The organism is uncultured Mailhella sp., from assembly GCF_944324575.1.
Classification (GTDB): Bacteria; Desulfobacterota; Desulfovibrionia; order Desulfovibrionales; family Desulfovibrionaceae; genus Mailhella.
The window spans coordinates 1-11677 of sequence record NZ_CALUWV010000066.1; the positions used below are offsets into that span (position 1 = coordinate 1).

The window sequence follows — 11677 nt, forward strand, 5'->3', positions numbered from 1 at the left end:
CCCTGCGCGGCGGGCCTGAAAGCGCTGCGCAAACCATCAGAATCAAGGCGGAAAACCATGATTGTTCGTTCAAGAGCACCGCTCAGGCTCGGACTTGCGGGCGGCGGCACCGACGTGTCTCCCTACTGCGACGAGTTCGGCGGCTGCGTGCTCAACGTTACCATAGACCGTTACGCCTACTGCACCATTGAGCCCACCGACGACGGCCTTGTGACCTTCGAGGCCCGGGACAGAAAGGAGCGCGTGTCCTTCCCTGCCGGGCCTGTGCCCGACCTTTCCGGCCCGCTGCCTCTGCACAGGGGCCTCTACAACAGGATCATGCGCGACTACTGTCCGGGCCGCACGCTCTCATTCCGCATGACCACCTATTCCGACGCCCCCGCAGGCAGCGGCCTCGGCTCCTCGTCCACCATGATGGTGGCCATGCTTCGCGCCTACGTGGAATGGCTGCGCCTGCCCCTCGACGAGTACGACATGGCAGACCTCGCCTGCCGCGTGGAACGCGGAGATCTGCACCTCTCCGGCGGCATGCAGGATCAGTACGCCGCCACCTTCGGAGGTCTCAACTTCATGGAGTTCGGCGGCCCGTCGAAAGTCGTGGTCAACCCCCTGCGCGTGCGCAAGTGGATCCGCAACGAGCTCGAGAACAGCCTCGTGCTCTACTATACGGGCACGTCCCGCGACAGCGCCGCCATCATCGACGAACAGATAAGAAATACCCGGCAGGGCAACCCCCGTACCCTCGAAGGCATGCACGAACTCAAACGCTCCGCCAGAGAAATGAAGCGCGCCATTCTTCAGGGCGACTTCAAGGGCGTCACCGACTGCCTCAACGCCGGTTGGGAGGCCAAAAAGAAAACCTCCGCCGTCGTCTCCAATCCCGCCCTCGACGCCGTCTACAACCTCGCCATGGCCCACGGCGGCCGCGCCGCCAAAATAAGCGGCGCCGGCGGCGGTGGCTTCATGATGCTCCTCTGCGACCCCGAACAGCGCTGCGAACTCGTCGACTGCCTCAGAACGACCGGCGGCTCCGTCATGCTCACCAGCTTCACCGAAAAAGGCGCCCAGGCCTGGACCCTGTACCATTGAAGACAGAAAAGACAGAAAAGACAGAAAAGACAGAAAAGACAGAAAAGACAGGAAAGACAGGAAAGAGGAAGGGGACAGGCCGGAGCAGACGGGGCGCTGCCCCGGACCCCGCCGGGGGAAATGATTTCCCCCGGGCCCCCTCATTCCTTTCAGCTTTTTGACAACGCTCGGGGGAACGCGGACGACATCAGGAGTCCGCGCCGACGGCGGCCAGTAGCCGGAATTCACTTCCGCCGTTAAGCGCGGCGGGCGTCGTGCAAGCCCCGCGACCGTACAGCGTGTCCGGGGCTGACGGGCGGTGGCGGCACTCGGGAGAAGGCAAATGTAACGCGGACGCGGAGCTTTGAGCGGGGAAAGGCAGGGAAGAACGTGACGACAAGGCCGGAAGGCTCGGCTCACGCTGTTCGGGCTTCGTAGTCAGTGCAGGCGTGTGCTGCCGCACCCGCCTGCGGCTGGCCGACCGATGTTCCCGCTTCGCGGTCACATCGGTGTGGTTTGCAGGGGATTTCCAGAAGGGGAGGGCAGAGCGCTGGTTCAGCGCTCTGGGAAACTTTCGTTGGCAGCGGGCAGTCGTCTCCCGAAGTTCGGGGAAGCTTCTGTTGGCAACGAAACAACTCTCTCTCGAAGCTCGGGGGCCCGCGGACGACATCAGGAGTCCGCGCCGACGTCCGCAAGCAGGCGGAATTCACTTCCGCCGTTAAGCGCGGCGGGCGTCGTGCAAGTCCCGCGACCGTACAGTGTGTCCGGAGCTGACGGGCGGTGGCGTCAGTCGGGCGATGGAAAATGTCACCCCGGGCGACGTCAGGAGCCCGGCCGGTGGTCATGAATAGGCGGAATTCACTTCCGCCGTTACATGAAATGACCACCGTGCAGGCCCCGCAGTCCGTACAGTGTGTCCGGAGCTGACGGGCGGTGGGGGGTACTCGGGCGGCGGCGTCACTCGGGCGCTCGCGTCACTCGGGCGGCGGCGTCACTCAGTCGTCGGTGTAAAATAAGGTAAAAAAAGGCAGGTTCTGTATGAAGGCAAAGGCGCTTTGGCGCGTGAATGAGCTTATGGAAAGGCATCCCGAGCTTGAGGAATGCCGCGGCGACATGGTGAAGGCGCTGGAATGTCTGACCGGCGTGTTCCGTCACGGAGGCAGGCTTTTTGTCTGCGGCAACGGCGGAAGCTGTGCCGACGCCTTTCACGTGACGGGCGAGCTCATGAAGAGCTTTGTTCTGCCCCGGCCTCTGCCCCCGGATTTTCGGGAGCGTCTGGCCGCCCTCTGGCCGCAGGAGGCGGAAGTTATGCTGCGGCATCTTCAGGCGGCCTTGCCCGTGCAGTCGCTCTGCGGCGAGGCGGCGCTCATTTCCGCCTACGCCAACGACGAGGCGGCCGAGCTTGTGTTTGCTCAGCAGATTCTCGGACTGGGCCGCCCCGGCGACGCGCTGCTTGCCGTGTCCACCTCGGGCAACTCAAAAAACGTGGTGCAGGCCGCCCGTGTGGCCCGCGCCGCGGATCTGACCGTGATTGCCCTTGCCGGAAAGGGCGGCGGCGAGCTCTCCCGCGTGGCCGACGTTTCCGTAGTGGTTCCCGGCGCGAGCACCTGGGAAATTCAGGAGCGGCATCTTCCCGTGTATCATGCGCTCTGTCTGGCGCTGGAAGAGGAATTTTTCGGAGGGGATCGCTGATGGAGGCCGTCGTTCTTGCCGGAGGCTTCGGCACCAGGCTGAAAAGCGTGGTGTCCGACGTGCCCAAGCCCATGGCTCCCGTGGGCGGAAGGCCGTTTTTGCGCTATGAGCTGGACTGTCTCACGGATCGCGGCGTCGACCGCGTGGTGCTCGCCGTGGGCTACATGAAAGAGAAGATCATGGAGGCCTTCGGAGACTTCTACCGCGGCGCGCGGCTGGTCTGTTCCGTGGAGGACGAGCCGCTTCTCACCGGCGGCGCGGTGAAGAAGGCCCTTGCCCTGTGCCGCGACGACGCCGTGTTCGTGGTGAACGGCGACACGCTTTTCGACGTGGACCTTGAGGCCATGGCGGCCTTTAAAAAGGAAAAGGGGGCGCGCCTTGTCATGGCGGTGCGTCCCATGCTGGACGCGGGCCGCTACGGGCTCATCAGAACGGGGGAGGGCGGCCGCATCGAGGCGTTCATGGAAAAGAGGCCGGGCACGGCAGGGCTCGTCAACGGCGGCTGCTGTCTCATGGACAGGGATTTTCTTGACGCCGTGCCGCAGCGGGTCTTTTCGCTGGAAAAGGACGTGTTCGAGCCCTGCGTGCAGAGAGGCGACGTGTTCGCCTTTGAGTCCCGGGGCTTCTTTGTGGACATGGGCGTTCCCGAAGACTACCGTCGCGCCTGCCGCGAGCTGCCCGGCCTTGTAACGAAGCGCCCCGTCGTGTTCTTCGACAGGGACGGCACCATCAACGAGGATGTGGGGCATCTGCACAGGCCGGAAGAGCTGCGCTTCGTCGAAGGCATGCCGGAATTCATCGCCCGCTGGAACGACTGGGGCTGGCGGGTCGTGGTGGTGACCAATCAGTCGGGCATTGCCCGCGGCCTCTACGACGAAGACGCCATGCGTGGTCTGCATCGCGTCATGAACGAACGGCTGAAGGAGAAGGGCGCGCACGTGGACGCCTTCTACTTCTGCCCCCATCACCCCGACTTCACCGGGCCCTGCCGCTGCCGCAAGCCCGAACCCGGCATGCTCCAGAGAGCCCTTGCCGACTTCGAGGTCGACCCTTCCGACTGCCTCCTCTTCGGCGACAGCCGAAGCGACATGGAAGCCGCAGCGCGCTGCGGCGTCAAGGCCGTGCTCGTCACTCCGGGCAGGGCCGCGCAAAGGGCTCAGGATGCTGTCAGTTGAAAGAGAAAATTGCAGTAAAACGCGCGCTCCGTCGGCGTTCGGGCCTGCGGAACTGCCGGAAAAACGCAGCAGAATGCACGCCTTGCGCGGCTCTTCGACCGCAGAACCCTCCCGACAGGATGCGGAAAAAGGCGGCGCGCGGAAAAAACTGCCCGGAATTCTCACGTCTCTCTCTGGACAGCCTCCGGCAAAAAAGCGTAAGCATGGTTCGACGGGGTTTGCGCGGCCATGGCAGAAGGCGGAAATGTCGGCAGCGCGCCTTTTCCGTTCGATTCCGGGAACACCGGTTCTGTTCCGTGTCGGAGTGCGTCGGGCCGCGCGTTTCGTTCTGCTCAGGACGGGCTTCCGGGGGCTGCCTTCCGAACGAAGCGGCTATGTGTGAATGATCCCGAAATGTTTTGTCATCAAGAGGTTGAGCATGCCGAAAGTTTCCGTCCTCATGCCCATATACAACACCCGTCCCGAACATCTGCGCGAGGCCGTGCAGAGCGTGCTGTCGCAGACCTTCGCGGACTTTGAGCTCATCATTCTCAATGACGGCTCCACCGTGCCGGAGCTCAAAGAGACGGTGCGCGCGTTTTCTGATCCGCGCATCGTCTATGTCGAAAACGAGCGCAATCTCGGCATTTCCCGGACGCGCAACAGGCTCATGGACATGGCCAGGGGCGAATACCTCGCCGTCATGGATCACGATGACGTGTCCCTGCCCGAACGCCTTGAAAAACAGGTCGCCTTTCTCGACGCTCATCCCGAAGTCGGCGTGCTCGGCTGTCAGTTCTCCACCATGGATCGGCCCGGCGTTTCCCGTCTGCCGCTCGACGACGTGACCATCAAGGAAGCGCTTCTGGTGCACTGCGGGGACATGTGTCATCCCGCTACCATGCTGCGCCGCTCCGTGCTCGTTGAGAACGGCATCCGCTACGAGGAGATGTTCACCCCCGCCGAGGATCACGCCCTGTTCTGCCGTCTCATTCCGCACACCGTCTTCGCCGCGCTGCCCGACAGACTTTTCGTCTATCGCTCCTGGAGCGGCAATACCTCGCACAAAAGAGCCCGGAGCATGGAAGCCGCCAAGCAGGGCGTGCTGTGCTTCGCCCGCAGGGACAACCCGGAACTGTGGGCCATGGCCCGCGCGAACCTCATGGAGATTCGCCGCTATCGTCTCCTCGGCCTGCCCATGCTCACCAGAACGCGCACCTACAAGGAAACGCGCTGGCTGCTCTTCAACTTTCTCCCGCTCTGGACGGGCAGAACCAGCCTTCCCCACATCACGGGACGCGAAAAGGGCTAGCGCCCTGCGGCAGGAGGAAAGGCGACGCCGCAGCCATGCCCCGCAGAAGGCGGAACGGCGCGCCGTGAACGGAACGTCGTTTGGCGCCGGGCGCAGGGAAGAAACAAGGCGTGCAAAGCACCCCGTGCGCGAGCGCGTAAGAAGCCTTCAGGAGGCTGAGGGGACGGAGAAAATCATCCGCACGAAAGGCCAGACGCCGGGCATCATCGCCCCGGAGACGCCGGAAAAAGGCGGCCTTCCGTCCGCAGGCGTCCGTCGTTTCTGAAAACGCAGGTCGGCAGTCGCCTCTGAAACGCCCGGAAAAAGAACGCCTGACGCGCGTCGGCAGAGGAGGGCGGCGTTACGGCAGCGTGCCGCCGTTTCAGCTTTTGCCTTCGGCATACCCCCTGTGATAGCCGGACTTCGTGTCGCTTATGGCGTTTTCCACGCCAGCCTTGGCGCGTCCCGCCGTTTCTCCTATCCATGAGCATCCCGCCGAAAGCGCCAGAACGCTCAGCAGGATCACGATGACAAAGCGCTGCATGCCTTCTCCTGTCTGGTTGCGGTTGTCCTCCCGCGCGGCGCGTCGCGCCGGGGGAGCCGGGGCGTGCCGGACGTCGGAACAGCGCCGGGGAAATCGCGTGTCGTTCCCGCTCCTGTCCGTATGCTTCCCGGCATGGTCACGTTAAACGCATCCTCCCGCACGGTCAAGACGCCGCCTTGCCGAACGCCCGGGTCTTGTTGACTTAATCCCCGCGCTTCTCTATCCAGAAGAAAGATGCTTCCGGCCCTTGCGCCCTTTCTGCTTTTCAAAAGGAGATTTTTCATGAAAAAGTTTTGCCTTGCCGCCGTTCTCGCGCTTTTCCTCGCGCTGCCCTGCGCCGCGCAGGCTGGAGACACGGGCTTTTACGTCGCTCCCAAGTTCGTGGCCGGCTTCCAGAATACCGACTGGAAGGTCACTACGCCCGCCGGTTCCGGCAGCAGCGACAGCACCCGCGGCATCGCCGGCTTCTCCCTCGCCGGCGGCTACGACTTCAGCCTCATGTACGGCCTGCCCCTCCGCGCCGAACTCGAATACGGCTACAACAGCCGCGTCGATAAAAGCGTGGCCTTCGGTGACGCCGAATCCCGCCTGCAGACCCTCATGGTCAACGGCTACTGGGATATCACCAATATCATGGACTTTACCCCCTACATCGGCGCAGGCATAGGCCTCGCCTTCGCCAATACCCGCGGCAATGCCGACGTCGCCGGCTTCCACTACGGCGCCTCCGATACCGACGTCAAGCTCGCCGGCCAGATCGGCGTCGGCTGCTCCTACTTCTTTACCCCCAATATCTCCGCCGACCTCGGATACCGCTACCTCTTCACCGGCGACGGCGAAGCCGGCTACAACGGCTACAACCTCCGCTCCGATTCCCTCAGCATGCATCAGTTCTCCCTCGGCCTGCGCGTCTCCTTCTGACGCTCCTCCACACCGCACACACCCGGGAGAAGGCTCGTCCTTCTCCCTCTTTTTTTAAGGCAGGAAAGGCAGGAAAGGCAGGAAAGGCAGCCGGGGCGCTGCCCCGGACCCCGCCGGGGGAAATAATTTCCCCCGGGCCCCCCTGGTTCGCCTTGCGGCTTCGCCGCGCGGCGGGAGTCGTGCGGATGCCGGGAGCCGTGCTTTGAAATGGCGGGCAGGGCAGGGCGTGACGCAAGGGCCGGCATGCTTGGCGAACGCGTTTCGGGCTTCGTAGTCAGTGCAGGCGTGCGCGGCTGCGCCCGCCTGCGGCTGGCCGACCGGTGCTTCGCTTCGCGAATGCACCGGTGTGGTTTGCAGGGATTTCCAGATGGTTAAGGCAGAGCGCTGGTTCAACGCTCTGGAAAGCCGTCGTTGACCTGAACTGCCGTTTCTCGAAGCCCTGGCGGGCCTTCGTTTGCAGCGGAAAAAGGGCGCTCAACGCTCTGGGGCCCGCGGACGACATCAGGAGTCCGCGCCGACGTCCGCAAGTAGCCGCGATTCACTCGCGGCGTTAAACGCGCGGGCGTCGTACAAGCCCTGTGCCCGTACAGTGTGTCCGGAGCAGACGGGAAGCGGCGGTACTCGGGAGAAAGAAAATGTCGGTCATGAATAGGCGGAATTCACTTCCGCCGTTACATGAAATGACCATCGTACAAGTCCCGCGTCCGTACAGTGTGTCCGGAGCAGACGTGCGTGGGTGGAACTCGGAGGTGGTGGCGGGAAGCGGCGGTACTCGGGGGGGGGGCGGAGGGGGGGGTGGGGGCGCGGGTGGGAAAGGGGGGAGGGGGGGGGGAAGGGGGCGGTCGGGGGGGGGGGAGGTGACAGGCGTGGGCGGAACTCGGGCGGCGGAAAAAATCGGCCCCGGGCGGCGGAAAATGGCAGTGCCGGATCATCAGAAGGGGCAGGAATGCCGGTCCGGGCATAAGTTCTCCCTGTCCCTCATGTACTGCCGAACCGGCGAAGCCGGGAGGCAGAAACATGGGGGCGCGGGGGAGATTATCTCCCCCGCCGGGGTCCGGGGCGGCGCCCCGGCTGCTCCGGTCTGTCCCCTTCCTCTTTCCTGTCTTTTCTGCCTTTAAAAAACCTTGCCGCACCAGCGGACGCGGCCGTGGACGACGAAGTTTTCGAGGTCGGGGCCCTCGACGGGGACGTCGGCGTACTTGGGGTTTTCGCTGCGGAGCAGCAGGCCGCGCAGGGTTTTCTGCACGCGCTTGACGCGCAGCTCGTCGCCCAGGGTGACCACGTAAATTTTGCCGTCCATGACTTCGATGTCCGACTTGTCGACGAGCAGGGTGTCGCCCTCGCTGAACAGCGGTTCCATGGAGTCTCCCACCACGTCCATGAGCACGGAGTGCGCGGCGGAGATGTGCTCTATCCCCATGAAATCCTTTCTGAACGCGTACAGGCCCTCCAGGTCGCCGTTGGTTTCCAGCGACGCGCCAGCGCCCGCCTTGGCGGCTATCTTTGGCACGTAGTCATAGTCGAGAAACTCCTTTCCCGGTATGGCCAGCTTCACGCCGAGCGCCTTGAACACCGGGTCAAGCGCGGTCAGGTTCGGAGTGCGCACGCGGTTCAGCCACTGCGTGAACGTCACCTGTGACACCCCAAGTTCACGGGCGGCGCTGGCCTTGTTGCCGTTGTGCCGTTCCTCCGTGAAGTTCCTCAGCAACTCGAAGATTTCGTCAGACAAGGTATTCATGTGAATACATGAAAAGGAGATTTTTTGTTTTGTCAAGTATTCATTTGAATATTAGAACTCTTTACATGGTGTTCTCGTTTGAATATCATCCGGTCATGAAAAACGAAATCTTTGCCAAATACTTTTCGAGGCGGGGATCGCTTCGCAGGGCGAGTCTGGAGTCGGGAATTCCGTACATCACGCTCGTTCAGCACGCCAACAACGCGCGCAGGGTGAGTCCCGCCATGGCCGTCCGGTACGAGGAGCTCTTGGGCATTCCGCGCTGGGAGCTCAGGCCGGACTTGTGGAGCGGCCCCGAAGAGGGCGACGGCAGCGACGCCTGAGCCGTGCCCTGAGGCCTGCCGGAAAACGGGCCCCGGACGCGGCGTTCATCAGCTCGCGATGGGCGGAAGCCGGATGCGCGGAGCATGGCGGTTGCCGCTTCCGGAAAAGCGCGGAGGCGCAGCCCGGGCGCGGCGTTCCGATGTCGGGGCGGGCTTCGGCAGGATAGCGACGCAGGGCGGGCTTCGGCAGGGGGCCGCCGTCGGAGCGGGGAGAGGTTCGGCAGAGCTTTGTCCGTCGGGACGGGGATGGCGTCGGCAGGGTTCCGCCCGTCGGGACGGGCCCTGCGGAACAGAGAGAGGAAAAAAGAGGGAATCATGGCGGAGAATGTCAAGGGAATATTGTTGCGGACCGAGCACTTGCGGGGACTCCGCATGCTGGAGCCCGGTCAGGTTGGGGAGCTCGTGCTTGCGCTGTTTGCCGACGCGGGCGAGGGCGAAATGCCCCGGCTCGATGATCTGACCCGCGTGGTGTTCGAGCTCATAGCGCCTTCGGTGCGCCGGGCCAACGACGCCTATGCCAGCCGCTGTGCGGCCAATGCGGAGAACGGGCGCAAGGGCGGAAGGCCGAGAAAGCGGGCGGCGGTGGAGCTTTCGCTTTGCGCGGAAGGCGAAGAACCGACGGGTTTTTCGGGGCAAAGCGAAAACCCTGACGAAACGAAGCGAAGCGAAACGGAATTAAAAGATTCCCCCCTTATCCCCCCGGCAGGGAAGCGTGAGGCGGGGACGGAACGCGGTTTTGTCCGGCCTTCCGTGGAGGAGGTGCAGGCGTACTGCGATGAGCGGGGCAACGGCATTCGGGCGGAACGCTTTGTGGACTACTACGCGGCGCAGGGCTGGAAGCTGTCCAACGGCAGGCCGCTCCGGGACTGGAAGGCGGCCGTGCGCAACTGGGAGAGCCGCGATGCGGGCCGGGGCGACGCTGCGGCCGGGCGAAGTGAAGCCTCTGCCGGACGCGTCGTTTTGCGCGGGGGGCTTTGCGATGCCGAACGGCGTCAGGCGCACAACGACAGGGTGTGCCGCGAGGTGTCGGCGGAGCTTGAGGCCATGGGAGGGCCGTTCTGATGGCCGCGCGGGAGAGGGATGAAAAGCTGGCGGTGCTGAACGGTCTGGCGGGCAACTACGCGGCGACGCTGTCGCCCGAGACGGCGAAGATGTGGCTTTACCTGCTGAAGGATTACGACGTGGCGACCGTGCAGGCGGCGGCGCTGGCCATGATACGCCGCTGCGGCTCGGAGACGGTGCCGTATCGCACCATGCCGCCGTTTGCGCTCATGCAGAAGGAGCTTGACCGCATGACCGGCGCGGTACGGGGCGAGGAAAACGTGCTTTTGCAGGCGCGGGCGGAGTGGACGCATCTTCTTGAGCTCATGAAGAGCCGGGGGAGCTGGCGCGAGCCGGAGCTTGATCGCACAACGGCCTATTGCGTGCGGTCCTTCGGCGGATGGGAGCGGGTGTGCCGCTGGAAGATGGAAGAACTGCCGTGGCGGGAGCGGGATTTTCTGCAGTTGTGGCAGCAGAGCCGGGGCAAGGAGGACGTGCTTGCGCTTGGCGGCGGAGCCGTGAAGGCGCTGGATGCGCCGGGCGGGCGGGCCGCGCTGTCTGCGGAGGATTTTCGGACCCGGCTGACGGCGCTGTCCGGAGCGGGAGCCATGGCGGAAGAGAAGGGCGGCCAGTGACGGGCGGCGTCGGTCCCCGGGCGTGGGCCGTGAGCGAAACGTGAGCCGCTAGAGTGCGTGAACCGTGACGCGGGGGCGGACGGTCGGGGCAGCGGGCGCGGCTTTTTGAGCGAGACGGCCTTTCCCGGACGGGCCGGAATTCGGAAAAGGAGGGGAAACATGACGATTCATGAAACGTGCGCCGGCTACTGGCAGGGCTGCTTTGTCTGTGCCGACTATCTGCCGGACAGGGTGTTTTTCTGCCGACGAGCGAACCTTGCGCGTTTCGGCAGCGGCTATGTGGAGACGGAAGAGGCGGAGGGAGAAGGCGGAGGAAGGTCATGGAAGAGCGAACAGGAGCGCAGAACGCAGCGCCGTGCGTCGGGCGGACAGTTTTTGAAGGACGGGGCGCAGGCCGGGGAGAGCGGACGGGAAGGCGAGGCGGATTTTCGGAAGAGCGGTGCGGGGGCGTGGTGGAACGGACGCCGGTTCCGGACGCGCCGAAGATGAGCGAACAGGCTGCCGTGGTGACGTGGTGGCGTTTTGCCTGCCGCAAGTACGGCGTGCCGGAAGAGGCGCTTCTTCGGGTATCGGAGGGCGCGGAGGAAAGCGGCGTGCGCCGGGCGCTGTTTCGCAGACAGGGCGCGCGGCGGGGCGCGGCGGATCTGTTTCTTGCCGTGCCGCGCGGCGGACGCTTTGGCCTGTGGCTCTCCGTGAAGCGCAGAGGCATGAGGATGAGGCCCGAGGAAAGGGAGTTTCTTTGCAACATGACCAGCCTCGGCTACGACGCGGCCGTGTGCCGCAGCCGGGACGAGGCGGAACAACGGATACATGCATACCTGGTGCAACGTGGTGAAGCTTATCAGAAAAACGTGTCGTGACTGCCAGCATGAGTTTCTTACGGCCCGAAGCCGCCGACTCTATTGCAGCACGAATTGTCGCAGGCACTACCAGAACGAACGCAGAAAGGAAGAACGCGCCGAAGCCCGCGAGGCCCGCGAAGCCATGAAACCCATGACCGATCCCTGGGCCCGCTGCGACCTCGACGACTGGTCCGCCGACGATATCTGGAAAAACGCCCTCCTCGACCCCCTCCCCGCAGGACTCATGTAAATGCAGAAAACGCAGAAAAGGCAGGAAAGGCAGAAAGGCAATGCGGGGGAAATAATTTCCCCCGCGCCCCCTTGGTTCTTTCAGCTTCTTATCAACGCTCGGGGGAACGCGGGCGACCTGAGGAGTCCGCGCCGACGGCCGCAAGTAGCCGGAATTCACTTCCGGCGTTAAACGCAGC

General features: G+C 64.0%; 13 protein-coding genes. 11 read left to right on the forward strand and 2 right to left on the reverse strand.

Translation table 11 applies throughout. From position 1 onward, the window contains the following. Positions 1 to 57 precede the first annotated feature (57 nt). The 4 genes from Q0J81_RS08235 to Q0J81_RS08250 all read left to right on the forward strand — a co-directional run bounded on the left by Q0J81_RS08235 (position 58) and on the right by Q0J81_RS08250 (position 5226). Positions 58 to 1089, forward strand: coding sequence for a GHMP kinase (locus tag Q0J81_RS08235; RefSeq protein ID WP_294447128.1), 1032 nt, complete (start codon positions 58 to 60; stop codon positions 1087 to 1089). 1041 nt (positions 1090 to 2130) lie between these two features. After that, positions 2131 to 2760, forward strand: coding sequence for an SIS domain-containing protein (locus Q0J81_RS08240; RefSeq protein WP_294447129.1), 630 nt, complete (start codon positions 2131 to 2133; stop codon positions 2758 to 2760). Next, positions 2760 to 3935, forward strand: a complete 1176-nt coding sequence (locus Q0J81_RS08245) for an HAD-IIIA family hydrolase (protein ID WP_294447130.1) — start codon at positions 2760 to 2762, stop codon at positions 3933 to 3935. The genes Q0J81_RS08240 and Q0J81_RS08245 overlap by 1 nt, the downstream gene beginning before the upstream one ends. A gap of 418 nt (positions 3936 to 4353) precedes the next feature. Further along, positions 4354 to 5226, forward strand: a complete 873-nt coding sequence (locus Q0J81_RS08250) for a glycosyltransferase (RefSeq protein WP_294447131.1) — start codon at positions 4354 to 4356, stop codon at positions 5224 to 5226. A gap of 361 nt (positions 5227 to 5587) precedes the next feature. Here the strand turns inward: Q0J81_RS08250 and Q0J81_RS08255 are convergent, their stop codons facing one another. Next, on the reverse strand, positions 5588 to 5749 hold the full coding sequence (locus Q0J81_RS08255; RefSeq protein ID WP_294447132.1) for a hypothetical protein: 162 nt from the start codon (positions 5747 to 5749) through the stop codon (positions 5588 to 5590). Between the two features lie 282 nt (positions 5750 to 6031). On the opposite strand from Q0J81_RS08255, the gene Q0J81_RS08260 reads away from it, so the two are divergent. Beyond that, entirely contained in the window at positions 6032 to 6670 is a 639-nt protein-coding gene (locus tag Q0J81_RS08260) for an outer membrane beta-barrel protein (RefSeq protein WP_294447133.1), read from the forward strand. Between the two features lie 1114 nt (positions 6671 to 7784). On the opposite strand, the gene Q0J81_RS08265 is transcribed toward Q0J81_RS08260, so the two are convergent. Beyond that, positions 7785 to 8408: a S24 family peptidase gene (locus Q0J81_RS08265; protein WP_294447134.1), complete on the reverse strand. Its 624-nt coding sequence runs from the start codon at positions 8406 to 8408 to the stop codon at positions 7785 to 7787. 44 nt (positions 8409 to 8452) lie between these two features. On the opposite strand from Q0J81_RS08265, the gene Q0J81_RS08270 reads away from it, so the two are divergent. From Q0J81_RS08270 to Q0J81_RS08295, 6 genes are all read left to right on the forward strand, one after another. Next, positions 8453 to 8731 carry a hypothetical protein gene (locus tag Q0J81_RS08270; protein WP_294447135.1) on the forward strand — a complete coding sequence of 93 codons (279 nt, stop codon included), beginning with the start codon at positions 8453 to 8455 and terminating at the stop codon, positions 8729 to 8731. A 315-nt stretch (positions 8732 to 9046) separates the two neighbouring features. After that, positions 9047 to 9793 carry a DUF6291 domain-containing protein gene (locus Q0J81_RS08275; protein WP_294447136.1) on the forward strand — a complete coding sequence of 249 codons (747 nt, stop codon included), beginning with the start codon at positions 9047 to 9049 and terminating at the stop codon, positions 9791 to 9793. Then, a complete protein-coding gene (locus tag Q0J81_RS08280; RefSeq protein ID WP_294447137.1) occupies positions 9793 to 10407 on the forward strand; it encodes a hypothetical protein in 615 nt (204 codons plus the stop codon). The genes Q0J81_RS08275 and Q0J81_RS08280 overlap by 1 nt, the downstream gene beginning before the upstream one ends. Positions 10408 to 10566: 159 nt before the next feature. Further along, positions 10567 to 10896 carry a hypothetical protein gene (locus tag Q0J81_RS08285; RefSeq protein WP_294447138.1) on the forward strand — a complete coding sequence of 110 codons (330 nt, stop codon included), beginning with the start codon at positions 10567 to 10569 and terminating at the stop codon, positions 10894 to 10896. Beyond that, positions 10893 to 11267 (forward strand): VRR-NUC domain-containing protein, encoded by a 375-nt coding sequence (locus tag Q0J81_RS08290; protein WP_294447139.1) that lies wholly within the window; start codon positions 10893 to 10895, stop codon positions 11265 to 11267. Before Q0J81_RS08285 ends, Q0J81_RS08290 begins: the two co-directional genes overlap by 4 nt. Then, a complete protein-coding gene (locus Q0J81_RS08295; RefSeq protein ID WP_294447140.1) occupies positions 11218 to 11499 on the forward strand; it encodes a hypothetical protein in 282 nt (93 codons plus the stop codon). Before Q0J81_RS08290 ends, Q0J81_RS08295 begins: the two co-directional genes overlap by 50 nt. Positions 11500 to 11677: the final 178 nt, after the last annotated feature.